Origin of the sequence: Synechococcus sp. N26 (assembly GCF_900473975.1) — a bacterium.
GTDB lineage: Bacteria > Cyanobacteriota > Cyanobacteriia > PCC-6307 > Cyanobiaceae > Parasynechococcus.
The window spans coordinates 493,341-518,227 of record NZ_UCNM01000002.1; the positions used below are offsets into that span (position 1 = coordinate 493,341).

Here is a 24,887-nt window from a genome sequence, read left to right on the forward strand (position 1 = left end):
GATCTAGCAGCTGGCAGCCGTAGGGTCGGCGGATGGGTGACACCCCGGCTGCCGACAACGCTCTCACCGACCGGTTGCTGCGCAGTTGGCTGCGTTGCCGTCGCAAGGCCTGGCTCGATCGCCACGGGAATCCTGCCGAGCGGCGTTGGACGGCCCATCGCAATCTCCTGCTGGACGACCAGCAGCGCTGTTTTGTGGCCTTGCTGCCCCGCAAGCCTGGTCATGGCATCGCCGCCTGTGCTGCCGGAGCCGAGGCTGTGGTGGGTCTGCGTCTGAAGGGGCTTGGCCCATCCGGTGAGCCGTTGGAGGCACACCCTCCACTGCTGCGGCGGGTCAAGGGGCAGAGCCGCTGGGGTGACTTCGCCTATCAACCGGTGCTGGCCCGTCAGGGCCGCCGCACCACCCGGGAACATCAGCTGCCGCTGGCGCTGATGGCCCTGTTGCTTGAGCAGCATCAGCAGGGGGACGTTCCGTCGATGCTGGTGCTCGGCGGTGGTGGCCGGCGCCTGGAACAGGAGCGGCTGCATCTCTCCAGTAGTCTGCGCCGACAGCTGTCGGAGGGGCTGCGCAAACTGCGCTCTGACCTCGAGAGCCCGGTTCCTCCTCCGCTGGCCGCTGACCGGCGCAAGTGCTCACTTTGCAGCTGGCGTGTCGCCTGCAATGCCGTGGCGGCGGAGGAAGGGCATCTGAGCGAGGTCAGCGGCATCGGCGCCAAGCGGCGCGAGATGTTGCTGGAGCTTGGGATTCGCGGCTTGTCCGATCTCGCCGGGGCTGATCCGTTGCAGCTCGCCAAGCAGCTGCAGCGTTTTGGGGATCAGCATGGTGAGGTGGCCGCATCCCTGGTGGCTCAGGCCCGGGCGCAGCGGGATGGACGGGTGGAGCGTTTGGATGCCTCAGCGGCACTGCCGGAACTGCAGGACTGTCCTGGTGTGCTGCTCTACGACATCGAATCCGATCCCGACGCCCGTCACGACTTCCTTCACGGTTTTCTGGTGTTGCCCAGAACCAAAAGCGGAAATTGGGATCTGGCATCCGTGGCGTATCACCCGATCCTGGCCCTGGCGGAGCATGGTGAAGCCCGTTGCTGGCTTCGTTTGCAGCGGTTGCTGAATCGCTATCGGGGTTGGCCGATCCTCCACTACGGGGAGACAGAAAGCCTGGCCTTAAGGCGTATGGCTGAGCGGCAGGGTGCTGCCGAGGCCGAGGTGCTGCAACTTCGTCAGCGGTTGGTGGATGTGCATGCCCGGGTCAGACATCACTGGCGCCTACCCCTGGCCAGTTATGGCCTCAAGGCCGTGGCTGTTTGGCAGGGGTTCCAATGGAGTCAGGCCGGTGTGGATGGGGCCAGGGCCCTGCTCTGGTGGCGGCAGTGGCAGGGAGAGGGGCCCGACCGACGCGGCACCAGGCACGGGCTGCGCTGGATCTTCGATTACAACCGCGACGACTGCCTGGCCACCTGGGCCGTAGCCGACTGGTTGCTTGAACAGGATCAGGCGTCGGGATCCTGAAACGCCTCAGGTTGACGGATCTGGAGCTGTTCTCCGTTGGGACCTTCCAGCGTTGGACTGGCCAGGCACTGGCGGCGCACCAGGGCCAGCCCAAGCCAAGTGCCATCGCGTTCGAGCGCACTGGTGATCACCCCGGCTCGCTCGCCATCCAGCGTGAGCTTGGCGGCGGCCGCCAGCGGACTGGGGCAGCTCCAACAGCGCAGTTGTTGCTTCACCCCTGCCTGGCCGATGAGTTTGGCCATGGTCTCCTGGCCGAGGTAGCAGCCTTTCTCTGTGCTGACCTGAGCGATGAGCCCAAGCTCAAGGGGGTTGGTCTCGCCATTGAGTTCACCGGGTCCCGGGGGGAATCCGCTTTGAAGCCGCCATTGCTCCAGAGCCGTCGCGGTGGCTGCTTCCCCTGATGCCCAGGGCTCCGGCAGGGGCACATCCGGATCGCACCACACGGCTGCAGCCATGGGCTCCAGCCACTGCAGTCGGCGCAACTGGCCCAGGGGTTGGAGGCGAACCCGATCGGCTGGAAAGATCACCTGATCAAATCCAGCGTGAATGGCAGAGGCCTCTCCCGCCAGAACGATCACATCGGCCCCCTCTGCATCGAAACGAAGTTCCAGCACGGCCCGCAAGCGTCCCGTTGCGGTCAGCCAGCAGGTCTGAAGCAAATCCCCGGATTGGAGTGCGGTGAGGTCAGCACTGGTCTGCCCCTGAAGAAACTGGCGTGCTCCGCTGCCGTTCAAGCGCAGCCAGGGGACCTTGGCGTCCCAAAACAACTTGCTCATGCCGGCGTGAAGGCGGCGATTTCAGACAGCTTGAAAAGGCTGATCAGTTCAAGATTTTCAGCTGTCATCGCAGCGTCACCCCCTTCTTCCCGGTCGACGATGGTGACGACCCGCTCCACCTTGTAGCCGGCGTCGCGCAGCTGCAGAACAGCCTTGAGGGATGAGCCTCCTGTGGTGACAACATCTTCCAGCACGGTGATGCGTGCCCCGGGGGCAGGGAGCGGACCCTCCAGCCAGGCACCGGTGCCGTGGCCTTTGGCTTCCTTGCGCACGATCAGCGCATCAAGCTCCCGACCTCGGTCGGCGGCGGCCATGGCAACACCGCTCACCAGTGGGTCTGCTCCGAGGGTGAGACCAGCCACGGCCAGCGCATCGGCCTCCACGTGGGTGAGCATCGCCCGGCTGATCAGCGCCAGACCGGAACCACTCAGGCTCACGGGTTTGCAGTTCACGTAGTGCTCGCTCTTGCGGCCTGAAGCCAGGGTGAAGTCTCCGCGTCGGTAGGCCAGGGTGGCCAGACGGTTCAGCAGTTGCTCCCTCTCAGTCGGGACACTCGACGATTCAGACATGGGGCTGGCCGCGCTTCGCAGATGTCCTTAGTTTGCGCTTAGAGCTGATTCATCCGGTGCTGCTGCGGTCGTTCTTGGGTTCGAGCCTGCTCCTGCTCGCCGGCCCATCGGTGTTGGCGGGTCCGTTGGTCTGCACCACCAGTGTTGAGGCGCCTCCGCCCGGCAGTGGTGGTGCTCCCGTCGAAGTCACGGTGTGCCACCCCACGGACACCACCAGTGAGCTGGTCAACCGTCGCTTCTACACCTGGACCTCGCCCATGGCCCGGGGCGTGGACCCCCTGCATCAATTGACCGATTTTCTGGGGATCGCAGTTGGCGGCATCGAGGGGAATCGGGGTCATGGGATTCGGCTTCCCTGACCAGACGCTGATTTGGGATGGGTCTGCACTTCAGAACACGACGGGAGCCCTGCTGGAGGAGCAGAGTCCGCCGCTGCCGATGCGAACCATGGATATCTCAAGCGGTTTCAACGGCAGCCTGGCGGCCACCGAGACGATCGAAGCCGTGCAGGATGCGCCCTCAGGCGATCACTTCCCCAGCGTGACTCCCCTGTGGTAACACTCTCCCCATGGGGGTCTAGCAATCTGGTGAATGCAGCGAACTCATAATTCGCCTAAGGCGAGTTCGATCCTCGCGACCCCCATTCCCCCCTGTTGATGCGGCTTCTTCTGCTGGCTGTTCTGCTGGTTCTGCCGGCCTTCTTCGCGGCTGCAGAGGTGGCCCTGCTGCGGCTACGCCCCAGTCGCGTTGAAGTGCTCGTTGAGGAAGAGCAGGCCGGGGCCCGTTCCATCCAGCGTCTTCAGCGACGCCTGCGGCGCGCTCTGCTGGTGTCTCAACTGGGTGCAACCCTTGCGCTGGTGGCCCTTGGCTGGGCTGGCCGTGGTCTGGGGGGGCGGCTCTGGTCGGATGGGTCTGTGGGTGTCGCTTGGCGCGACACAGCCTTGTTCCTCAGCATCGTGTTGCTGGCCACGCTGGTGGCTGGTTTGCTGCCCAAGGCCTGGGTGTTGAACCGTCCGGAATCTTCGGCGCTTCGCCTGGTGCCGCTGCTGGAGGTGGTGATGCGCTGCCTGGCCCCACTGCTCAATCTGCTTGAGGCGCTGGCGGGCCTGTTAATGCGTCTGCTTGGCCTGGCTCCCCAATGGGATGTGCTGGTGCCAGCCCTTTCCGCTGGTGAGCTGGAAACCCTTGTGGAATCTGGACGGGTCACGGGCTTGTTCCCGGATGAGAAGAACATCCTCGAAGGTGTCTTCGCCCTGCGGGACACCCAGGTGCGGGAGGTGATGGTGCCGCGCTCTGGGATGGTCACTCTGCCGGCCACGGTCCGTTTTGCGGAAATGATGGAGGCCGTGCACCACACCCGTCATGCCCGCTTTCCGGTGATCGGCCAGTCGTTGGATGACGTGCGCGGCGTGCTGGATCTGCGTCAGATGGCCGAACCGATCGCACGGGGTGAGCTCCAGGCCGATTCGTTGCTCGAGCCGTATCTCCAGCCTGCGGTGCCCGTGCTGGAGACCTGCACGCTGGCGGAACTGCTGCCGATGATCCGCAGCGGTCAGCCGCTCCTGCTGGTGGTGGATGAACACGGTGGAACCGAGGGTCTGGTGACCGCTGCGGACCTCACCGGAGAAATCGTTGGTGATGAGGATCCCGCCGAGACCGACGAACCGGATCTGCTCGAAGAGGAGGACTGCCCCGGTGCCTGGCTGGTGGCCGGAGATCTGGAGATTTTCGAGCTCAACCGACAGCTCGATCTCGATCTGCCCGAGGCCGATGACCATCACACCCTGGCGGGCTTCCTGCTGGAGCGGCTCCAGCACATTCCGTCCGCGGGGGAAGGGCTTCATTTCAACGGCCTTCAGTTCGAGATCACAGCCATGGCAGGGCCGCGGATCGAGCGGGTCCGGCTTGTTCTCCCCACCTCAGAGGAAGATTCCGACTGAAGGCCGATAGTCTTCTCCCAATCGACCGCCTGCGCTGATGTCTCCCGACCCCATGGTCCCGGTCAAGGTCGGGGTGATCGGCATCGGCAACATGGGCTGGCACCACGCGCGGGTGCTCAGCCTTCTGCGGGATGCCGATCTGGTGGGCGTCGCGGACCCGGATGCTGAGCGCGGCAAGCTCGCCACCGAGCAATTCGGCTGCCGCTGGTTCGCCGATTACAACGCCATGCTCTCGGAGGTGGAGGCCGTCTGCATCGCGGTTCCCACGCTGCTGCATCATCCCGTCGGTCTGGCCTGCCTGCGTGCGGGTGTGCACGTTTTGATTGAAAAGCCGATTGCGGCCAGTCAGGACGAAGCCACCGCACTGATCGAGGCCGCTTCAGGGGCGGGGTGTCTGCTGCAGGTGGGCCACATCGAGCGGTTCAACCCTGCCTTCCGTGAGCTCACCAAGGTGGTGGCCAACGAGGAGGTGGTGGTTCTTGAGGCGCGTCGCCACAGCCCCCACTCCGATCGGGCCAATGACGTCTCCGTGGTGCTGGATCTGATGATCCATGACATCGACCTCGTGCTGGAGCTGGCGAAGGCACCGGTGGTGCGGCTTGCCGCTGCCGGCGGTCGCAGTGCCGAAGGCCCGATCGATTACGTCAACGCCACGTTGGGTTTCGAGAACGGTGTTGTGGCCAGCCTGACGGCGAGCAAGATGAGCCACCGCAAAATCCGCAGCCTCAGTGCCCATTGCCGTTCGAGCCTGGTGGAGACGGACTTCCTCAACCACACCCTGCATGTTCATCGCCGGGCCCACGAGTGGTATTCAGCTGATCACGGCGAGCTGCTGTATCGGAATGACGGCTTCATCGAGGAGGTGAGCACCACTTCGATCGAACCGCTCTATGCCGAGCTCGAGCACTTTCTGCAGTGCGTTCGCGGCCGGGAGACCCCTGCGGTGGATGGTCTTCAGGCTTCGCGGGCTCTCAAGCTGGCAGACCTGATCGAGCAGGCCGTTGAACACCCGGATACGGGGGCGCCCCTGTGCGCACCGATCTGAGGGCTTTCACTGGGATTACACCAGCCCCTGCTCTTCGGCCAGTTCCCGCAACGCCGTGACCTGCCAGCGGCGGCAATCACCGGGTGAGGACCGATAAAACTGCCCCCAGGCCTGGGCCTTGTGTTGCGGGTAGTTCTCTGGACGCAGAGAGGGATGGCTCTGCTGCCAGCCCACCCGGACGGCATGACCGATCACCACGTCGAGGGCCAGGTCATCCTCGAAGCGCACCTCTGGATTGGCTTCGACGAAGGCCATCAGCGAAAGCAGGCATTCGCTGCAGAGTTGTCGGTATTCAGGTGCCTTGATCCGACTGAGCAAATGGTCGACCTGGGCGGCAAAATTGCGCTCCCCTGGCGTCTTCTCGAGGATGAGGCTGCTGTTGAGGCGATTGCGCCGCTCCAGCTTGTCGCCAATCACCAGGCCGCGGCAGTGCTGCAGCAGCGACCAGATCCCGGCATAGAAATCGCGGGGAACTTTCTGGAAGGAACCCAGGCGGATGCGGTGTTGAAGCCAGTCCCCACCCCCCGGTGTTTCCTCCAAGGGGTCAGGCACTGACCACTGCACCCGGCCGCTCACGTGCAGCTGTTCGCCGCGTTGCAGGGCTGCTCTGGCATGGTCCACATCGGAGAGCACGGCGCGCAAGCGCTTGCGAATCGCATGGGGTGCTTCGCTGCAGAGGGCTTCAAAGGCTTCGTCCTGACTGAGCGTTTTCTCCATAGCCAGCTCTGATATCAGCAGCAGCATCAGCTGCCCCAGCTGCAGGGTGAGGCTCCCCTTCAGCAGCGCTGGCTCCCGCCGCGCCACGCTGTCGAGGGCGAGCAGGAGTTCCTGTTCGAGCATGCGTTCACGGCCGTCGATTCCGCTGGTGGTTTCAATCCGTTCGGCGATGGCGGCACTGTCCATCGGCTGACGCAGCCGGGAGTCGCCGGTGTAGTTGCGCCCCACCACCACCTGTTTCTGGCGCACGAGGAGATCGGTGAGGGCATCTTCGAGTTGGGGATGCACCATCCCCATGGCGCCAGCACAGCGCCGCACCACATTCCAGTCTTCACAACGCAATCCCCGTTGATAGACCTCCTCAAGCAGGGTGCGCAGGGCCACCGGATGGCCCTCAGGGCTGTGTTGAATCCCCTGGGGGCCGAGACGCCGTTGCAGCAACTCGAGCACTTCCGCCTGTTCATGCAGCAGCGCACTGTTCCAGAGGCGCTGGCTCAATTGTTCGATCGGTGTGTCATCCAGCTCCTGCTCCTCTGCGGCGGTCAGATCCCGTAGATCGGTGGCGTCGCGCAGGAGCGGCTTGGCTGGCTCCGAGCATGGAACCGGTTTCTGTTGAAGCGGCGGCAGCTGCACCTCCTGCGCCTGATCCACCAGTTCACTGAGGCAGCCCAAGCGGACAGGGATGCTTTCAATGACGCCGCTGCCGAGTTGCCGGGCCAGTTTGAGGATGACGTCGCGGTGCTGCTGCAGGGCTGCGTCGCGAATGGGGATCACCAGAAGGGGATGTCCCATGCCGCGCCAGTGTCGTTGCAGCAGATGCAGCTCGTCCACAACGGTTTCAACCAGCTCCTCCGGGTCATCGGCCAGATAGCTGCTGACGTCTTCCAGCACGGACGGGGTGAACACACTGATGGCGCCGTCCTGGCGGTAGACCCGAGCCGTGTCCTCGGTTTCCACCCGGTGCCCGGGGCGCCCAGTGAGCTCAAGCCGCGGATTGGTGCCGGCGGCTTTCAACCGTTGCTTCAGCTCGTCGGACGACTGCACGGAAATCACTGAGGTTGGGTCGATCGGTACCTCTGCAGCCAGCAGCGCCTGGCGCACGTCATCCGTCTCCGCAGCCATCGCCACCAGAACAGTCTCGGCGCCGAGCGGCTGCGGCTCCCTGCGGCTACAGGGGTCAATGTCCTCGGGACGGATCAGATCGTCCAGCAGCATTTCCCCGAGCCACACCAGGCTCTGGGTCCAGATCAGCGGCAGGTTGGTGTTGGCCACCCGCTCTTGGCTGCCTGGATTGAGCCGTTCCAGATCGACGGCACTGGCCGGCACCTGATAGAGCTCGGGGTAGAGACGTTCGCCGTCCTGTTCAACGGCCAGCGTCTTGAGCTGGCTGTGCAGTTGCCGGGCCTCGTCCCAGCGCCTTTCGCAGCAGGCGGTGACCAGTTCGAAGGCCAGAAACAACGGCCATTCCGACTCGATCCCTTCAAAGGCGGCGAGCTCCTCCGGTTCGTAGTGCAGGCGGTTGACGTCTTCCACCGCCGTCTGGTGACCATCCCGGAGGAAGCGTTTGTAGCCATAAGCCCCGCCGAGTTCCCGTCGAATCCGCCGGCCGGTGCGCTCCACCAGGGCGGCATCCTCCACGGCCCAGGCTGGATAACCAATCACCGAGAGGCAGGCACTGTCTGCTTCCTTGCTGGCGGATTCCCGCGGCAGGAGCCCTTGCAAGGCCCGCCGGAGCCGTGCGATAGCCCCCTGAGGAATCAGCAGGATGCAGCTGCCGTCGCCATGGGGGCCGTAGAGGTCAACTCCATCCAGGGCCTCCAGGGCGGCTTTGGCCATGCCGATGGAGCTGGCATTGCGCTCCGGCAAACCATGGTTGCCTTTGTCGCCCCGTTCCCAGATCCCGTAGTCGGGGGTGCGGTAGGCCCTGGCGATGTAGTGCACCAGGTTTTGAAGGAAATCCACTTCATCACGGCTTTGCACCACCGCGCAGTCGCCCTTGGTCAACTGCGCCAGTTGCAGCAGAAACAGGGAGGTGGCATCGAGTTGGAGATGTCCCCAGGCGTCGTCAGCCACCACCGGCTCGCCGGTGCAGCTGTCGTATTTGGCGTGAAGGGCGTCGAGGGGGTTAAGGCTCTCTTTGAAGCGCTCCACCTTCTCGGCCTGCCGCATCATCGAGCGCATCAGGCCGCGCATGAGGGCCACCACCCGCTGCTCCAGCTCCCAGGCGCGCAGGCTGTTCTGCCCCTGCTCACGGCGGTGGGCCAGGGCCAGTCCCCAGACGCACTGCACCGAATAGACGCAGTCCCGCACCCAGGCATCGCCGTAGTTGCCATGGATGGTGTGCGCGGTGCTGGCGGGGAGCAGGCCGCTGATCGGGTCCTGCCGATCGAGAACCACCCGTTGGATGGATTGATCCAGACGCTGAAGGGTCGTGGCGTGGTTCTGCGGAAGGGTTTCCGTCGTCGTCACAACCATGCCCTCATCCATTACCGCCCCTAAATTCTCCAACGCAGCCCATGGCCATGGACTCTGTCAGCACCGCCCCCGATGACCGTCGCCGCTGCCAGGTGCTCGGCGTGCCTGTGGATGCCTGCCGTGATGTCTGTGCTGCTGCACTCGGTCTGCATGCCCGGGGCGGCGGACGCATCGTCACCCTCAACGCTGAGATGACGATGTCGGCTCGGGCCGATGCCGCCCTGGGTCAGGCGATTGGAACGGCTGATCTGGTGATTCCCGATGGTGCGGGAGTGGTCTGGGCCCTGGGCCGTCAGCAGATCCGGGTTGTCAAAACGGCGGGCATCGAACTGGCCTGGACCTTGCTGGAGTACGCCGCAGCCCATCGATGGCGCGTGGCGCTGGTGGGCGCATCACCTGAGGTGATGGCAACGCTGCGTGCGGAGTTGCCGCAACGGATCAGCGGTCTCAACCTGGCGCTCGCGGTGGACGGTTATCAAGCTCCTGAGGCCTGGCCGGGTGTTGAGGCTCAGCTCAAGGCGTTGAAGCCGGATCTCGTGCTGGTGGCTCTGGGGGTGCCGCGCCAGGAAACTTGGTCGCAACGCGTGGGCACCGGGCAGCCAGGACTGTGGATGGGTGTCGGCGGCAGTTTTGACGTCTGGGCCGGCATCAAAAAACGTGCCCCCGGCTGGATGTGCCGGATGCAACTTGAATGGCTGTATCGGCTCATGCAGGAGCCATCACGCTGGCGACGCATGCTGTCGCTGCCGGCGTTTGCTCTGAAGGTGATCCGGATGGGCTGAGGCTTCAGCGGAAGCCCACAGAGGCCTGCCAAACGAAGGCCAGCAGCAGGAAGAAGACCGGGATCAACGGAAGAATGTCGATCAGCGGAGAGAAGGCCTGATAGGCCTCGGGCAGCTGTGCCAGCAGGTCGAGGGTGAAGGCGGCCATCCCTTGCATCAAAAAGGCGTTGGGCTGGACGCTACCACGTGTGATGGGCTGGCGAGTCTGGCTCCCAGGGAGCGAAATCCTCTGAAAAACAGCCGTCGCGGATGGCTTGTGCCATGGCCGAGGTGAAACGCACCAGATGGGTGATGTTGTGAATGCTCAACAAGGTGAGGCCCAGAAGCTCCTCGCTGCGAATCAGGTGATGCAGGTAGGCCCGGGTGTGACCGGTGCAGGCCACACAGGAGCAGCTCGGATCCAGGGGGGTGTGGTCGTGGCGGAAGCGTGCATTGCGCAGGTTCCAACGTTCACCGCCCACCAGGGCGGTGCCATGACGGCCGAGTCGGGTGGGCAAGACGCAGTCGAACAGGTCGATCCCGTTGGCCACGGCAATGGCCATCTCGCGCAGGGTGCCGATGCCCATCAAATAGCGCGGTTTGTGTGAGGGAAGCAGGGGCGTGACATCGCGCACGATGCGATGCATCTCCTCAGCGGGCTCACCAACGCTGACGCCACCGACGGCAATGCCAGGCAGATCAAAGGAGGCGACGGCCATGGCGCTCTCCCGCCGCAGATGGGGGAAACAGCCGCCCTGAACGATGCCGAACAGCGCCTGATCCTCGCGGGTGTGGGCTGTGACGCAGCGCTCGAGCCAGGCATGGGTGCGGCGACAGGCATCGATGACGTCGTTCTCCGTCGCCGGATAGGGCGGGCACTGGTCGAAGGCCATGGCCACATCCGCCCCGAGGGCCATCTGGATTTGGGTGGCATGTTCCGGGGTCATGTCGATGGTGCGTCCATCGCGGGGGTTTCGGAACACCACGCCGCGATCATCGATTTTGTTGAGGTCCCCAAGGCTGAACACCTGAAAGCCGCCGGAGTCGGTGAGCATCGGGCCGTTCCAGCCCATGAACCGGTGCAGGCCACCGGCCGCCGCCACGATCTCCTCGCCCGGTTGCAAGTGCAGGTGGTAGGTGTTCGAGAGCACCATCTGGGCTCCCGTGCGCCCCAGTTGCTCCGTGCTGATGCCCTTGACGGTGGCCAGGGTTCCCACGGGCATGAAACGTGGTGTGTGCACCGGCCCATGGGGGGTCTCAAAGGTGCCGCACCGTGCTGATGTGTTGGCGCAATGCGCGTTGATTTCGAAGCCGAACACGACTGATCCGCCCCTGTATTGACCCTACGGTGAGGGCCGATTGCATCCATCGCGCCATTCCCAGGATCGTTCCGCCCTGGCTTTCCGATCTGGCGGGAGCCTGGATCTTCTACACGGTGCTGCCCGCATGGCCTTGGCCGCAGCCCTCGTTTCAGCGCATTGCCCGCTTCGCCCCCTGGATGGGGCTCCTGATCGGTGCGTTGCAGGGGCTGCTCTGGATTGGTCTGTCCAGGCTCTCCTGGCCTCCGGCGGCCTGTGCGCTTTGCGTGGTGGCTCTCGGCATCCAGCTCAGTGGTGGCTTGCACCACGACGGCCTGATCGACACGGCGGATGGCCTCGGGGCGCCAGCGGAGCGGCGGCTCGAGGCGATGGAGGACAGCCGGGTGGGCGCCAGTGGTGTGCTGGCTCTCGTGATGGTGCTGCTGCTACAGGTTGCGGCATTGATCCAGCTGGGGGGGCATGCCCCGCTCGGGCTCTGCCTGGCTGCGTTCTGGGCCCGGGTGGCACCGCTCTGGGCCATGGCACGTTTCGACTACCTCCGCGCTGATGGAACCGCAGCGTTTCATCGCGAGCACGGCAGGCCGCTCTGGGATGCCCTGCCCTCACTTCTGGTGGTGGTTCTCTTGGCCGGTTGGGTGGGGGCCATGCCCCTTCTCCTGGGGGGCGTGGTGGCGATCTTTGTCGCCCAGAGCCTTGGGCGACGATTGGGGGGGCACACCGGTGACAGCTATGGAGCAGCTCTTGTGCTCACAGAGATGGTTACGTTGTTGGGTCTGGCCTTGCTCCTGCCGGCCAGCTGAGGACGAATGCATTGCCCTGAGCGGGCAGATCCGGAGCGATCGTGGAAGGCGCCACGCAGAGCGTGAGCTTGCGGCCCTGCTGCTCCGCCAGGGAGCGTGCAAGGGCGAGCCCAAGGCCGGTGCCCGCCCGGTCCTGTCCGGTGGACCCCCGTGCTCCCCGCTCGAAAATCAGGTCGCGCTCCTCCAGGGGGATCGGCGGCCCGTTGTCCCAGACGCAGAGCCCATCGGGTAACAGGCACAGCCCCACGCTGCAGCCCGCTGGGCTGTAACGGAAGGCATTCTCAAGGAGGTTGGCGACGATCTCCGCGATCGTTCCGTCCTGGGACGGTTGATCAATCCACTGGGGCCACAGGTCTGGTCCCCGCCAGGGTCGGCCCTGCAGGCTTGCCGTCGCTTCCGCCCGCTCCAGCAGAGGCATCAGCAGGGTTTGCATGGTGGCCTCACCTTCGGCAGGCCCGGGGGGCAACAGGGTGGGGCCAAGGGGGTCCTGTTCGGGGAGACGTTGTTGTCCGAGGCCATCGAGCATGTCGATGTACTGGCCGAGTTGGCGTTGTTCCGAGAGCATTCCCTCCACGAGTGGACGGTGGGAGCTGTCGGCTTCGAGCCGCCGCAGCAGCAGTTGGGCGTAGGTGCGGAGGGCAGCCAGTGGATTGCGCAGCTGATGCACGAGGGTGCGCAGCTGCTCGTTTTGTTGGCTGAGTTCCTGGCGAAGTTGCAGGCATTCCAGGTCACGCCCCAGGGCGTGGCTGATGGCGGCGGCACTGCGCCGCATCCGTTGGTCCAGGGTCAGCGTCCAGCTCCGCTGCGGATCCAGGTCCGCGCGCAGGGCTCCCAGGATCAGACCGGCATCCTGGAGGGGGTACCAGCGCCGACTCTCGTGCGGCAGGCGCAGGTTCGGGTCTGCGTCGGCAGGGGGAAGCGATCGTTCATTGGCTGACCATTGCCGGATCAGCAGCAGTGGCGGACCTTGCTGATTGGGTGGCGCACTGACGTACAGCCCCAGATGCTGGATGCCTTCTTTGGCGGTTAGATCAGCCAGCTGTTGATCGGTGAAATCGAAGAATCGATCGGTGAGCTGCATCAGTTCCGGACGATCAATTCAGGTGCTTGGGCAAGCCTGCGCCAGGGGGACTTGAAAAATCTGGGAAAAGTCTTAAGATCCTCTTATCGACCGAGGCGCTGTTCACCATGAACAGACGCCCGCCAGCTCTCGCAACGGTTGCAATTGCTTCGCAACCAAAGCTACAGCAGAGGTTGCAGTGTCCTCCGCTGGTTCCCGCTTGGGTGTTGGTGTCCTGCCGGTGATTGTGGTGTGTCTGCAATTGCCCCGACGCTTCCCTTGCGTCTGGCGTTTTCGCGCCGACGGCACCTGTTTGTTCTGACGATCCACCCCGTTCTTCCTTTCGTACCGGAGCCCTCCCATGTCCAAGAAGCGCAAGCGCATTAGCCGTCGTCGCCTGGCAGGTCAGCGGGTCTTGGCCCATGTGCCAACCCATCACCTCGAAACCGGTGAGTACAAACCCGTGACGGCCGCTCGTCGTTACATCGCTGAGGGCGGACTGGTGCCTCCGGCGTTGCTGAATGTGCGCCGCAATGAGCACACCACCGACCGCTTCTTCTGGGGTGAGAAAGGTCTGTTCAGCGCTCAATACGCCGAAGAGAACCATTTCCTCTTCCCCTCATTGCGCACAATTGTTGATTCCATCGGTGAAGACAAGCTCTTCGAGGGGCTCGAGCTTGGCGCTGATGATTGGGAGGAAATGGAGGAGTACGAATACGCCTTCGTTTGATCAGGAGTTCTCCAGAACACGCTCGATAAACATCAGGATCGGCTGCACCGTCTCATCAGGGATGGTGTGGCCGTTTTTGAATGGAACTGTCTGACATTGATCGGGCTGCAACTGCGTAGCGATCGACTGCATGGCCTGGAACGGCACCACGGGATCGTCTGAACCATGCATCAGCAATACGGGGGGATGTTGCTGGGGCGGAGCCCAATTGGGGTGTGGATAGCCGCTGCAGCTGATCAGCCCTGCGATCGGCAGGGCGCAGCCGCCTTCCAGGGCCATGGCTCCCCCCTGGGAAAAGCCGAACACCACCGTTCGTTCGAGTCCAAGGCCTGAGCTGCTCAGGCTCTGAAGTTGAGTCTTGAGGCGCTCAACGGCCGCGGGCACGGCATCCCACTGGGCTGGGAACAGGCCGTACCACTGACGCCCTCCCGGTTGGTCGGGATGGAGCTCAGGAGCCTCCAGGCACACCACATCAAGGGTCTTGGAACACTCGCCCGCCAGGCGATCGCCCAGGGGTTTGAGATCCTCTCCATTGGCTCCCCAGCCGTGGAGCAGCACCAGCCGGCCATCCATGGGGCATGAGCATCACTGCTGCGTAGGTTGGCTCACGACCCAGTCACGACCCTTCGATGGCTCCTGTCGCTCTGCTGAGTGTTTCCGATAAGTCCGGGCTGGTGCCCCTGGCGGAGGCCCTGCATCGGACCCATGGCTATCATCTGCTCTCCAGTGGGGGCACGGCCAAGGTGCTCGAGCAGGCCGGCCTTCCGGTGACCCGTGTGTCGGAGCACACCGGGGCTCCAGAAATTCTTGGCGGTCGTGTGAAAACGCTCCATCCAAGGGTGCATGGCGGGATTCTGGCCAAGCGGGGTGACGCGTCCCACCAGGCCGATCTTGAGCAGCAGAACATCGCCCCCATCGATGTGGTGGTGGTCAACCTCTATCCCTTCCGCGAAACGATTGCTCGGCCTGACGTCACCTGGGATCAGGCGATCGAGAACATCGATATCGGTGGCCCCGCCATGGTTCGGGCGGCCGCCAAAAACCATGCTGATGTGGCTGTTCTCACCAGCCCTGACCAATACGACCGGCTGTTGACCGCCATGGCGGAGTCGGGCGGGAGCGTGCCTTCGGAGCTGCGGCGCCAACTGGCCCTGGAAGCGTTTCAGCACACGGCGTCGTACGACACGGCGATCAGCCGCTGGATGGCCGACCAAACCGCCGCAGAAGACAGCCCCTGGCTGGAGGCGGTGCCGCTGCGGCAGACCCTTCGGTACGGCGAAAATCCCCACCAGAAAGCGCGTTGGTTCAGCCATCCCAAACAGGGTTGGGGCGGGGCCATTCAGCTGCAGGGCAAGGAGCTGAGCACCAACAACCTGTTGGATCTCGAGGCGGCCCTCGCCACGGTGCGGGAGTTCGGCTACGGAGCAGACGGTTCCGCTCCGGCCTTGCAGCCTGCCGCCGTGGTCGTTAAGCACACCAACCCCTGCGGTGTGGCGATCGGAGCTTCCATTCCTGCTGCACTGACGCGGGCCCTGGATGCCGATCGGGTGAGTGCCTTCGGCGGCATCATCGCCATTAATGGGGTGGTGGAAGCCACGGCGGCCCGTGAGCTCACCAGCCTGTTCCTGGAATGTGTCGTGGCACCGGGCTTCACGCCCGAGGCGCGGGAGGTGCTGGCGGCCAAAGCCAATCTGCGTCTGTTGGAACTGGCTCCGCAGGCCATCGATGCGGCCGGCCCCGATCACGTGCGCAGCATCCTGGGTGGTCTCCTGGTTCAGGACCTCGATGACCAGGCGATCACGCCGGCCGACTGGACCGTGGCCAGCCAGCGCCCGCCCACACCGCAGGAAAAGCAGGACCTGGAATTTGCCTGGCGCTTGGTGCGTCACGTTCGCTCCAACGCCATCGTTGTGGCCAAGGATGGCCAGAGCCTTGGTGTGGGGGCTGGCCAGATGAATCGCGTGGGCTCAGCGCGGATTGCCCTGGAGGCGGCCGGTGAGAAAGCCCAGGGGGCTGTTCTGGCCAGTGATGGTTTCTTCCCGTTTGACGACACGGTGCGTCTGGCTGCCAGCCACGGCATCACCGCTGTGATTCATCCCGGCGGGAGCATGCGCGATGCCGATTCGATCAAAGCCTGCGATGAGCTGGGTCTGGCGATGCAGCTCACGGGGCGCCGCCATTTCCTGCACTGAGGCTGATGGGGGGCGCCGGCCCCCTAGCCTCGCGTCACTGAAGAGTCCACTTCAATGCTTGCCACCCTTCCCTTCAGCCTCAATTTCGCTCACCCCCTCACGGAGTGGGGCTTGCTCGCCCTCGGTGGTTGGGCTCTTTACCTGGGGATCAAGGCCAAGAAAACCCGCACCGGCACGCCAGAACAGCGCAAGGAATTGGTGCCGAAAAAGTTTGCCCAGCGCCACTACCTCTGGGGCAGCATCCTGTTGGCCGTGATGACCCTCGGCACGCTGGGTGGCATGGCCGTCACCTATCTGAACAACGGCAAGTTGTTTGTCGGTCCGCACCTGCTGGTGGGTCTGGCCATGACAGGGATGATCGCCGTTGCCGCGTCGCTCTCACCCCTGATGCAGCGGGGCAACCTGATTGCGCGAAAGGCTCATGTGGGCCTGAACATGGGCATGCTCACGCTGTTCCTCTGGCAGGCCGTCAGCGGCATGGAGATCGTCAACAAGATCTGGACCAACCGCTGAAGATTCTTCAGAAGGCTGCCCGCTGACGCGGTGGGCAGCTCAGATCATGGCTGGCATGGAAATCCTCCTGGACCTTCCAGGTGAGCCGTCGTGAAATCTGGCGGACAATCTGCTTGAGCAGATGATCACCACTGCTCTGCACCAACTGATCCGGGAGCATGGTGATCACCTTGGGCAGCCGGATCCAGACCTTGAGATCCAGATCCCACTGGACAGAGGTGTGCTCCTGTTCCGGGATCAGGCGCATCCCCGCGCGGAAGTCGACGTCGTAGTGATGGCGCAGGGCGAGCGACTGCGGCACGGTTCGAACGGTTTCGATTCGGTAGATCCCTTCCTGCTGTGGCAGCAGTCGCAGAGCGATCGTGGGCTCCACCTCGAAGCCGAAGTTGCCGAACCGCCCCAGGGTCAGGCTGTAGGACTGACGATCGATGGCTTCGACCTGCATCGGACTGGCGCAGCGTTCGAACCAGCTCTGATGGTGATCCAGATAGCGGGCAACCACTGTTTGGGGCGCCAGCATCTGCATCGAATCCTCAAAATGGCTGCTGTAGCAGCGCACTTGCGGGTCGGAACCGTGAAGCTGATTGTCGGTTTCAGTGGGCGACAAGACCGTCACGGATGGGAAGCTGCCGGCGGAGGGCGAATTAAAGATGAACCAATGTAAAGCTGCTTGCGATTCAGTTTTCGCTCAATTGCATCAGTTTTTCGATTACCTCTTCCACCGCCCGATCCGGGGTTGAGGCGCCGGAGGTGATTCCCACCCGCACGGGGCCCTCAGGCAGGAAATCACCCTCACGACAGAGTTCGGCCGCCAGTGGTTTGTGCTCGATCGAATTGCTGCCGACGTCGATGCGCTCGGGCGTGTCGATGTGGAACGAGCGAATGCCGCGGCTGACGGCAATCTCCTGCAGGTGAGTGGTGTTGGACGAGTTGAAACCACCGATCACCACCATCAGGTCCAAGGGTTCATCCACCAGGGAGAACATGGCGTCCTGACGCTCCTGGGTGGCGTCGCAAATGGTGTTGAAGGCCAGGAAGTGGTCGTTGAGCTGGGTTGGACCGTATTTGCTCAACATCGTGCGTTCAAACAAACGCCCGATTTCTTCCGTTTCGCTCTTCAGCATCGTGGTCTGGTTGGCCACGCCCAGACGTTCGAGGTCCCGGTCGGGATCGAAACCCGGAGAGCAGGCTTTGGCAAACCTTTGAATGAAGTCATCTCGGTCCCCGTTGCCGAGGATGTAATCCGCGACGTACTGGGCTTCATCCAGATCGAGCACCACCAGATAGGTGCCGGCAAAGGAGCTGGTGGCCAGTGTTTCCTCGTGCTTCACCTTGCCGTGAATGATCGAGGTGAAGGTGTGCTTCTTGTGTTTCTCCACGGTGTTCCAAACCTTGGAGACCCAGGGACAGGTCGTGTCAACGATGTGGCAGCCCCGTTCATTCAGCAGCTGCATTTCCTGAACGGTGGCACCAAAGGCCGGCAGGATCACCACATCACCGGAGGTGACACCTGAGAAATCCTTCACTCCCTGTTCAACAGGGATGAACTGCACATCCATCTCCCTGAGGTGATCATTCACGGAAGGGTTGTGAATGATCTCGTTCGTGATCCAGAGACGCTCGCTGGGGTAGTGCTTGCGGGTCTCGTAGGCCATCGCCACAGCCCGTTCAACACCCCAGCAGAAGCCGAAGGCTTCCGCCAACCGGACGTTGAGCCGGCCGTGTTCCAGTCGGTAGCCGTTGTCCCGGATCGTGCCGATCAGGCCGCTCTGGTAGGCCTGCTCAAGGCTCTCCGCCACTTCCTCGGCGCGCCCGAAGCCTCGCCGGTTGTAACGCTCGGAATGGTGGAGGGAGCGCTTGAAGGCGTGGGTGTCCATGGAGGGCGCTGGAGTGAGGCAACTCTATGTGGCCTGAAGCGCTGCTCAGGCAGTAAAAAAGCCCGGCCAAATGGCCGGGCTTGAGAACAGCAACAGATTCGACGCGGAATCAGTTGTTGGTGGTGGAGAAACCGGCGTAGGCCTCCATGCCGTGTTCGCCGATGTCCAGACCTTCGGACTCTTCCTGTTCGGTGACGCGGATGCCGCCGAAGAGGGAGCCGATGATCTGCCAGGCGATGAAGCAGGTGACTACGGTCCAGATGGCATAGGCAGCAGCACCCAGAGCCTGGATGCCGAGCTGGTCGATGCCGCCGCCAACCAGAAGGCCAAGGCCGGAGCCGTCGCCCTGGACGTCGTAGCCCCAGAGACCGATCACGATCGTGCCCCACACGCCGCACACACCGTGCACGGAGAAGGCGCCGACGGGGTCGTCAATGCCTGCGGCATCGAGAGCGGCCACGGAGAAGACGACGATGATGCCGCCCACTACACCAGCCACCCAGGAACCCGTCAGGGTGAGGTTGCCGCAACCGGCAGTCACGCTCACCAGGCCGGCCAGGATGCCGTTGATGATCATGGTGAGGTCGGGCTTCTTGGAGGTGATCGTGGAGATCACCGTGGCGCCGATGGCACCACCAGCAGCACCGAGGGTGGTGGTGACGGCCACGTAGGGAACCCACTGGTCCATGGCCAGCTGGGAACCGGGGTTGAAGCCGTACCAGCCGATCCAGAGGATCAGGGCGCCAAGGGTGGCGATGGACATGTTGTGGCCAGGGATGGCCTGAACCTTGCCGTCGACGTACTTGCCGATGCGGGGTCCAAGCAGCATGGCGCCGACGAGGCCGGCCCAGGCGCCAACGGAGTGAACGATCGAGGAGCCAGCGAAATCGATGAAGCCCATTTCGCTGAGCCAACCACCGTTCCACTGCCAGCTACCGGCAATCGGGTAGATGACTGCGGTGAGCACCAGGGCGAAGATCACGAATTCACCGAACTTGATCCGCTCAGCCACAAGACCGGAAACGATCGTGGCTGCGGTTCCGGCGAAGGCTGCCTGGAACAGGAAATCAACGGTGGGAACCAGGCCGGCTTCGCTGATGGTCTCAGCGGTGACGGTCGGATCGAAGAAGAGGCCCCCGAAATACAGCCAGCCGCCAATGACGGAGTCGCCGTACATCAAGGAGTAGCCCACGAACCAATAGGCGGTCACCGCGAGGGCGAACACGAACAGGTTCTTGGCAAGGATATTGACGGCATTCTTTTGCCGGCACATGCCTGCTTCGACCATGGCGAAGCCGGCATTCATGAAGATCACCAGGATGGTGGCGACCAGAAGCCAGAGGTTGTTGGCCAGGAAAGCGGCGTTGAGCTCAGGCAGCTCTTCCGCTTTGGCTGACAGGGTGAAGATGCCAAGGCCCATGAGCGCCAGGGGCGCACAGGCGAGCCAGGTCATGGCACGGTTGGAGCTGAAGCCCCGAATGCTCTTCAGGAGCAGCATCGGGCCTTCCAGGAGGCTGGCCTCCTGAAGGGTTTTGCGCCGCGTTTGAGGTGGCGCGTGGAATGCAGTTGTCATGAACGAGAGTGCAGAGCTGCGTGACACGCCCAGTTGTAACTAGGCGAACCAACCCACGCTGCACCTCAAGAAAGTCTTTCTTTGTTCGATCTGCTACCAAAATCAATCTAGGTGTACTAGGCGTGTCCCCTGCCAGTGCACCGCATCGGCGCTGAAGCTGAAGCAGCACGGCAGAACTTCCACTCCGCTGTTGGTGGCCTGACGAAACAGCTCCCCGTAGCGCGGATCGGCGCTGTCACCGGGAGCAAAGGCAGTCACGTCCGGCCGGCTGAGGCAGGGCACCAGCACCGCACGCGCGTCCGGAAGGAGCCCCATCAGCTCAATCAGATGCTTCTGCCCCCGTTCGGTCACCGTGTCGGGGAACAGGGCCGTGCTGCCGTCGGTCCAGGTGGTGTTCTTCACCTCCAGGTAGATCGGTCGTTGATCAGGGTTCTGCGCGGATGGCGTCAGCAGGAGGTCGATCCGGCTGCGTTTGTTAGTGCCGTAGGCCACTTCAGCGCGGATCCCCTCAATGCCCCCGAGCTGGGCCTCCAGGCACCCCGTTTCGACCGTGGCACGAATCAGTCGGTTGGGCAGGGCCGTGTTGATGCCCACCCAGCAAGGTTGGCCATCGGCGCCTGGCACCTCGGCTTGCTCCCAGGTCCAGGCCAGCTTGCGTTTGGGGGAGGGGGCGTAGCGCAGACGCACCCGTTGGCCAGGGATCAAGACTCCTGTCATCGGGCCGGTGTTGGCGCAATGGGCGGTAACGGTCTCACCGCTGCTCAGCTCCACATCGGCCAGGAAGCGTTTGTAGCGCTTCAGCAGCACACCCTCCGTTAGGGGTTCAAAGCGCAGCAGGGCATCGCCCGGAGAGGGAAGGCCAGTCATGGCAGCAGCCGAGATTGGCCCATGGTCTCGTCTGGTGCCTCCACAATGCGCCCAATGCTGGGGGCCGAATGGCGCGTTCACTGAAGGGGATCGCACTGGTGGTGACCCTCGGCACCTTGCTGAGCAAGGTGGGTGGCCTGATTCGGCAGCTGGTGATCGCAGCGGCCTTCGGGGTGGGCGCGGCCTATGACGCCTACAACTACGCCTATGTACTGCCTGGATTTCTGCTGATCCTGCTCGGGGGGATCAATGGCCCCTTCCACAGCGCCATGGTGAGCGTGCTGAGCCGGCGCCCCCGGGCTGAAGGGGCGCACATCCTTGCGGCGCTCAACACCAGCGTCAGTGCTCTGTTGCTCCTGGTCACCATCGTTCTGGTGCTGGCGGCGGATCCTCTGATCACCCTTGTGGGCCCTGGCCTTGCCCCCGAGCTTCACGCCATCGCACGGGTCCAGCTGCAGGTGATGGCGCCGATGGCGCTGCTGGCGGGGCTGATCGGGCTCGGCTTCGGGTCCCTCAACGCCGCTTACGAATTCTGCATCCCTGCGATTTCACCGCTGATGTCCAGCGGGGCCTTGATCCTGGGGGTGGGACTGCTCTGGTGGCAGCTCGGCGCTGATATCGCCTTGCCGTCCGCCGCCATGACAGGTGGTGTGGTGCTGGCCTTGGCCACGTTGGTGGGGGCCTTGCTGCAGTGGTTGATCCAGCTGCCGGCGTTGATCCGGCAGGGGTTGGCCCGTTTCCAACTGGTCTGGGACTGGCGGCACCCGGGAGTGCGGGAGGTGTGGCGTGTGATGGGGCCGGCGACGTTGTCGTCCGGAATGCTTCAGATCAATGTGTTCACGGATCTGTTTTTCGCCTCCGGTATCGTCGGTGCGGCGGCGGGTCTGGGGTACGCCAATTTGCTGGTGCAAACCCCTCTGGGCCTGATCTCGAATGCACTGCTGGTGCCCTTGCTGCCCACTTTTTCCAGGCTCACGGCTCCTGAGGATCGTCCACAGCTGATCGATCGGATCCGACAGGGGTTGATGTTGTCTGCGGCATCGATGATCCCCCTGGGGGGACTGTTCATTGCTTTGGGTGGCCCCATCGTCGCCTTGGTGTACGAGCGTGGTGCCTTCGATGCATCAGCCGCACAGCTGGTGACGGGCCTGTTGATGGCCTATGGCCTCGGCATGCCGGCTTACCTCGGCAGGGATGTGCTGGTGCGCGTCTTTTATGCCCTTGGCGATGGAACGACGCCTTTTCGGCTCTCGCTGGCGGGGATCGGTCTGAACGTGGTTTTTGACTGGCTGCTGGTGGGTGGTCCGACCCCTTGGGGGAATCAGTCGCCGTTCAATTTCGGTGCGCCAGGGTTGGTGCTCGCCACGGTTGCCATCAACCTGCTCACCTGCCTCGCGCTGTTGGTGGGTCTGCAGCAACAGGTTGGAGGCCTGCCGCTGCGGCGCTGGGGGATGGACCTGATGCGGCTCGCCATCGCCGGAGTTCTGGCAGCGGGGGGTGCGGGAATCCTGGTGACCGTTGTGCCTTGGCCGGCAGGGTTGCTGGGCCTAGTGCTGCAGGTGTCTGCTCCTGGCCTGCTGGGTTTGGCCTTGTTTGCCTTAATCGGTGCACAACTCAAGGTGCCGGAGGTGCGTGAGGTCACGCAGTTGGTGGTGGGCCGGTTCAGGGCTCGCTGAGACGAACATCCAGCTCTTCACGCACCTGAATCGGAAGTTCCAGTTGCTCGCGACCCACGAGTTGCGGGCCCTGAACAGACACGATCCGTGCCTCGATCCCAAATTCTTTAAAGGCGGTTTCCAGTTCCTGGATCAGGGCTTTTTCAACCTGAGCCTCCGCGTCCACGACCCGACCAATCAGCCGTTCACCAAGGCGGCCGATGCGTTGGCGCACCAAATCTCTGGAGTTGGTGACTTCAATGATCAGCACACCAACCGCTGCGGATGGACTGCAACCTTATCTGCAGTACTGCTCGAGGATCTCTTCAAGATCCCTCAGCTGGGCGGGGGGAATCAGCTTGGAGAGCGGGAGCTGACTGGCGCCTCCTGCCAGGGGCACCTTGACCGCGTCGAGGGCCTGCCGGGCCGCTACTTCAGCACCTTGATTGACGCGGGCACTGCATTCAATCGCCAGGGCTGAGGCCAGGTCGGCATCGCCGAGGTAAAGATGCCAGCCGCTGATCTGCACGTAGAGGCGGTCAGCCAAAGCACTCTGAAGGTCCTGCAGGTCACTGGCGGAGAGGGACATCAGCCCGGAAGGATCGAGGAGGGGATTGCATCCATGCTGGCTTTATTCCTCCGGCTTGGGGCGCTGAAGAATCACCCAGATCAATTGGCCCAGCCACAGGCTTGCCCAGAGGCTGGTGACCCAGGTCAGGCTCCCTTCGGGAAAGGGGTGGCGCATCTCCTGCAGAAACCAGACGCCGCTGTTCACCGCGGCGAACACGCCGCCATGCAGGCACAGGTTCACGATGCGTTCGAAATGCCGGTAGGTCGGATCCTCAGGGTTAGCGGGGCCATACCAGCGGATCGGCATTGCTCAGGCTCAGAAACACCTGAATCTTGACGCGGTCCGCACCCAGTTGACGAGCGGACCCTCGATGGGGTCTGATGGTTTGGCGCAAGCGCTTGTAGCTCAGCGGATTAGAGCATCTGACTACGGATCAGAGGGTCGGGAGTTCGAATCTCTCCAGGCGCGTTTCAACTGCCCCAGGCGGGCAGTTTTTTTTTGGTTGATCGCTCGGGCTGATCGCTGCGGTTTCTTACGATCGGTCAAAGCTTTACTGACATTTCATGGGCCAGATTTCTGGACGCGCCATCGACGCTGATCTGGCTCAGTCGGATCCGGATATCGCCGCTTTCATCAATCAAGAACGTCAGCGTCAGGAAACCCACCTGGAGCTGATCGCATCGGAGAACTTTGCCTCCCGTGCGGTGATGCAGGCCCAGGGGTCTGTGCTCACCAACAAGTACGCCGAGGGGTTGCCCAGCAAGCGGTATTACGGCGGTTGTGAGCACGTTGATGCCATTGAGGAGCTGGCCATCGAGCGGGCCAAGCAGTTGTTTGGTGCCGCCTGGGCCAATGTCCAGCCCCACAGCGGTGCCCAGGCCAACTTCGCTGTTTTCCTCGCCCTGCTGCAGCCCGGTGACACGATCATGGGGCTGGACTTGTCCCATGGCGGCCACCTCACCCATGGTTCCCCGGTCAACGTCAGCGGCAAGTGGTTCAACGTTGTTCAGTACGGCGTCGACAAGGAGACCCAACGCCTTGATATGGAGGCGATCCGCCAGCTGGCTTTGGAGCACAAGCCGAAGCTGATCGTTTGCGGCTATTCCGCTTATCCACGCACCATCGATTTCGCCGCATTCCGTGCCATCGCTGATGAAGTGGGTGCGTATCTGCTGGCCGACATGGCTCACATCGCTGGCCTCGTGGCCGCTGGTGCGCACCCCAGCCCGGTCCCCCATTGCGATGTGGTGACCACCACCACCCACAAGACCCTGCGCGGCCCCCGCGGCGGCCTGATCCTCTGCCGCGACGCCGAGTTCGCCAAAAAGTTCGATAAGGCTGTGTTCCCTGGCAGCCAGGGTGGCCCTCTGGAGCATGTGATCGCTGCCAAGGCTGTGGCCTTCGGGGAAGCGCTGCAGCCTTCGTTCAAGGCCTACAGCCAGCAGGTGGTTGCCAATGCGGCAGCCCTCGCTGAACAGCTGATCGCCCGCGGCATCGATGTCGTCAGCGGCGGTACCGACAATCATGTGGTGCTGCTGGATCTGCGTGGCATCGGCATTACTGGAAAGGTGGCTGATCTGTTGGTCAGTGATGTGCACATCACTGCGAATAAGAACACCGTTCCCTTCGACCCCGAATCGCCCTTCGTCACCAGCGGCCTGCGGCTGGGAACAGCTGCCCTTACTACCCGTGGTTTTGATGCGCAGGCCTTCCGGGAGGTCGCAGATGTGATTGCCGACCGTCTTCTCAATCCTGAGGATGATGCGATTCGCCAGCGTTGCCTAGATCGGGTGGCCGCCCTCTGTGAGCGCTTTCCCCTCTACGCCGACAGCAAGCAGCCGGTTCTGGCCTAAGGCTTGGCCTTGGCTCTCGAATGGGCCGAGGCACTGCCTGGTTGAACGGTTGCGAGCTCCCTAGGATTGGATTGACTCCTTCTGAC

Annotated in this window: 26 protein-coding genes and 2 tRNA genes; 14 read left to right on the top strand and 14 right to left on the bottom strand. The window is 63.3% G+C overall.

Annotation, left to right across the window (positions count from 1 at the left end):
- The first annotated feature begins 32 nt into the window (after positions 1-32).
- Positions 33-1,508 (top strand): TM0106 family RecB-like putative nuclease, encoded by a 1,476-nt coding sequence (locus tag DXY33_RS02465; protein ID WP_115131584.1) that lies wholly within the window; start codon positions 33-35, stop codon positions 1,506-1,508.
- On the opposite strand, the gene DXY33_RS02470 is transcribed toward DXY33_RS02465, so the two are convergent.
- Entirely contained in the window at positions 1,490-2,284 is a 795-nt protein-coding gene (locus tag DXY33_RS02470; protein WP_115131585.1) for a glycine cleavage T-protein, read from the bottom strand. The two genes, DXY33_RS02465 and DXY33_RS02470, sit on opposite strands and share 19 nt — an antisense overlap.
- Positions 2,281-2,853, bottom strand: coding sequence for an orotate phosphoribosyltransferase (gene pyrE, locus DXY33_RS02475; protein WP_115131586.1), 573 nt, complete (start codon positions 2,851-2,853; stop codon positions 2,281-2,283). The genes DXY33_RS02470 and pyrE overlap by 4 nt, the downstream gene beginning before the upstream one ends.
- 56 nt (positions 2,854-2,909) lie before the next feature.
- Between pyrE and DXY33_RS12905 the strand changes: the two genes are divergently transcribed.
- The 5 genes from DXY33_RS12905 to DXY33_RS02490 all read left to right on the top strand — a co-directional run bounded on the left by DXY33_RS12905 (position 2,910) and on the right by DXY33_RS02490 (position 5,838).
- Complete coding sequence (locus DXY33_RS12905; RefSeq protein ID WP_371634544.1) at positions 2,910-3,212, top strand: hypothetical protein; 303 nt, start codon at positions 2,910-2,912, stop codon at positions 3,210-3,212.
- The gene (locus DXY33_RS12910; RefSeq protein WP_371634545.1) at positions 3,193-3,411 is read left to right on the top strand and encodes a hypothetical protein; all 219 of its coding nucleotides are present in this window, start codon (positions 3,193-3,195) and stop codon (positions 3,409-3,411) included. Before DXY33_RS12905 ends, DXY33_RS12910 begins: the two co-directional genes overlap by 20 nt.
- 12 nt (positions 3,412-3,423) lie before the next feature.
- Positions 3,424-3,496, top strand: a tRNA-Ile gene (locus tag DXY33_RS12150).
- A gap of 13 nt (positions 3,497-3,509) precedes the next feature.
- On the top strand, positions 3,510-4,793 hold the full coding sequence (locus DXY33_RS02485) for a hemolysin family protein (RefSeq protein ID WP_115131587.1): 1,284 nt from the start codon (positions 3,510-3,512) through the stop codon (positions 4,791-4,793).
- A gap of 37 nt (positions 4,794-4,830) precedes the next feature.
- Positions 4,831-5,838 (top strand): Gfo/Idh/MocA family protein, encoded by a 1,008-nt coding sequence (locus tag DXY33_RS02490; protein WP_115131588.1) that lies wholly within the window; start codon positions 4,831-4,833, stop codon positions 5,836-5,838.
- 15 nt (positions 5,839-5,853) lie between these two features.
- On the opposite strand, the gene DXY33_RS02495 is transcribed toward DXY33_RS02490, so the two are convergent.
- Positions 5,854-9,030, bottom strand: a complete 3,177-nt coding sequence (locus tag DXY33_RS02495; RefSeq protein ID WP_170950904.1) for a glycoside hydrolase family 15 protein — start codon at positions 9,028-9,030, stop codon at positions 5,854-5,856.
- Between the two features lie 47 nt (positions 9,031-9,077).
- Between DXY33_RS02495 and DXY33_RS02500 the strand changes: the two genes are divergently transcribed.
- Positions 9,078-9,812 (top strand): WecB/TagA/CpsF family glycosyltransferase, encoded by a 735-nt coding sequence (locus tag DXY33_RS02500; protein WP_115131673.1) that lies wholly within the window; start codon positions 9,078-9,080, stop codon positions 9,810-9,812.
- Between the two features lie 4 nt (positions 9,813-9,816).
- On the opposite strand, the gene DXY33_RS02505 is transcribed toward DXY33_RS02500, so the two are convergent.
- Together DXY33_RS02505 and tgt are read right to left on the bottom strand one after the other, a co-directional pair.
- On the bottom strand, positions 9,817-9,960 hold the full coding sequence (locus DXY33_RS02505; RefSeq protein ID WP_025362038.1) for a photosystem II reaction center protein K: 144 nt from the start codon (positions 9,958-9,960) through the stop codon (positions 9,817-9,819).
- A 31-nt stretch (positions 9,961-9,991) separates the two neighbouring features.
- Positions 9,992-11,110, bottom strand: a complete 1,119-nt coding sequence (gene tgt / locus DXY33_RS02510) for a tRNA guanosine(34) transglycosylase Tgt (protein ID WP_115081545.1) — start codon at positions 11,108-11,110, stop codon at positions 9,992-9,994.
- A gap of 29 nt (positions 11,111-11,139) precedes the next feature.
- On the opposite strand from tgt, the gene cobS reads away from it, so the two are divergent.
- Entirely contained in the window at positions 11,140-11,910 is a 771-nt protein-coding gene (cobS, locus tag DXY33_RS02515; protein WP_115131590.1) for an adenosylcobinamide-GDP ribazoletransferase, read from the top strand.
- Here cobS and DXY33_RS02520 read toward each other — a convergent pair.
- Positions 11,870-12,991 carry a sensor histidine kinase KdpD gene (locus DXY33_RS02520; RefSeq protein WP_115131591.1) on the bottom strand — a complete coding sequence of 374 codons (1,122 nt, stop codon included), beginning with the start codon at positions 12,989-12,991 and terminating at the stop codon, positions 11,870-11,872. The two genes, cobS and DXY33_RS02520, sit on opposite strands and share 41 nt — an antisense overlap.
- A 340-nt stretch (positions 12,992-13,331) precedes the next feature.
- Between DXY33_RS02520 and DXY33_RS02525 the strand changes: the two genes are divergently transcribed.
- Positions 13,332-13,700 (top strand): DUF3155 domain-containing protein, encoded by a 369-nt coding sequence (locus DXY33_RS02525; RefSeq protein ID WP_011363271.1) that lies wholly within the window; start codon positions 13,332-13,334, stop codon positions 13,698-13,700.
- Here DXY33_RS02525 and DXY33_RS02530 read toward each other — a convergent pair whose 3' ends face one another.
- Positions 13,701-14,273, bottom strand: a complete 573-nt coding sequence (locus DXY33_RS02530) for an alpha/beta hydrolase (protein ID WP_115131592.1) — start codon at positions 14,271-14,273, stop codon at positions 13,701-13,703.
- Positions 14,274-14,329: 56 nt separating this feature from the next.
- On the opposite strand from DXY33_RS02530, the gene purH reads away from it, so the two are divergent.
- A complete protein-coding gene (purH, locus tag DXY33_RS02535; protein ID WP_115131593.1) occupies positions 14,330-15,892 on the top strand; it encodes a bifunctional phosphoribosylaminoimidazolecarboxamide formyltransferase/IMP cyclohydrolase in 1,563 nt (520 codons plus the stop codon).
- A gap of 54 nt (positions 15,893-15,946) precedes the next feature.
- Positions 15,947-16,405, top strand: a complete 459-nt coding sequence (locus DXY33_RS02540) for a DUF4079 domain-containing protein (RefSeq protein ID WP_115131594.1) — start codon at positions 15,947-15,949, stop codon at positions 16,403-16,405.
- A 7-nt stretch (positions 16,406-16,412) separates the two neighbouring features.
- On the opposite strand, the gene DXY33_RS02545 is transcribed toward DXY33_RS02540, so the two are convergent.
- From DXY33_RS02545 to sfsA, 4 genes are all read right to left on the bottom strand, one after another.
- Entirely contained in the window at positions 16,413-17,021 is a 609-nt protein-coding gene (locus tag DXY33_RS02545; RefSeq protein ID WP_115131595.1) for a DUF1997 domain-containing protein, read from the bottom strand.
- Between the two features lie 61 nt (positions 17,022-17,082).
- A complete protein-coding gene (locus DXY33_RS02550) occupies positions 17,083-18,282 on the bottom strand; it encodes a 4-hydroxy-3-methylbut-2-enyl diphosphate reductase (protein WP_115131596.1) in 1,200 nt (399 codons plus the stop codon).
- A 109-nt stretch (positions 18,283-18,391) separates the two neighbouring features.
- Complete coding sequence (locus DXY33_RS02555; protein WP_115131597.1) at positions 18,392-19,855, bottom strand: ammonium transporter; 1,464 nt, start codon at positions 19,853-19,855, stop codon at positions 18,392-18,394.
- Between the two features lie 102 nt (positions 19,856-19,957).
- On the bottom strand, positions 19,958-20,722 hold the full coding sequence (gene sfsA / locus DXY33_RS02560) for a DNA/RNA nuclease SfsA (RefSeq protein WP_115131598.1): 765 nt from the start codon (positions 20,720-20,722) through the stop codon (positions 19,958-19,960).
- 68 nt (positions 20,723-20,790) lie between these two features.
- Between sfsA and murJ the strand changes: the two genes are divergently transcribed.
- On the top strand, positions 20,791-22,398 hold the full coding sequence (gene murJ, locus DXY33_RS02565; protein ID WP_115131599.1) for a murein biosynthesis integral membrane protein MurJ: 1,608 nt from the start codon (positions 20,791-20,793) through the stop codon (positions 22,396-22,398).
- Here murJ and DXY33_RS02570 read toward each other — a convergent pair.
- The 3 genes from DXY33_RS02570 to DXY33_RS02580 are packed head-to-tail and all read right to left on the bottom strand — an operon-like array spanning position 22,385 to position 23,254.
- The gene (locus tag DXY33_RS02570; protein ID WP_114988123.1) at positions 22,385-22,648 is read right to left on the bottom strand and encodes a cytochrome-c oxidase; all 264 of its coding nucleotides are present in this window, start codon (positions 22,646-22,648) and stop codon (positions 22,385-22,387) included. The two genes, murJ and DXY33_RS02570, sit on opposite strands and share 14 nt — an antisense overlap.
- 27 nt (positions 22,649-22,675) lie before the next feature.
- Positions 22,676-22,966, bottom strand: coding sequence for a DUF3181 family protein (locus DXY33_RS02575; protein ID WP_115131600.1), 291 nt, complete (start codon positions 22,964-22,966; stop codon positions 22,676-22,678).
- Positions 22,967-23,008: 42 nt separating this feature from the next.
- On the bottom strand, positions 23,009-23,254 hold the full coding sequence (locus DXY33_RS02580) for a hypothetical protein (protein WP_115131601.1): 246 nt from the start codon (positions 23,252-23,254) through the stop codon (positions 23,009-23,011).
- Positions 23,255-23,342: 88 nt separating this feature from the next.
- On the opposite strand from DXY33_RS02580, the gene DXY33_RS02585 reads away from it, so the two are divergent.
- Positions 23,343-23,416 (top strand) — tRNA-Arg (locus tag DXY33_RS02585).
- Positions 23,417-23,511: 95 nt separating this feature from the next.
- Positions 23,512-24,801 carry a serine hydroxymethyltransferase gene (gene glyA / locus DXY33_RS02590; protein ID WP_115131602.1) on the top strand — a complete coding sequence of 430 codons (1,290 nt, stop codon included), beginning with the start codon at positions 23,512-23,514 and terminating at the stop codon, positions 24,799-24,801.
- Positions 24,802-24,887: the final 86 nt, after the last annotated feature.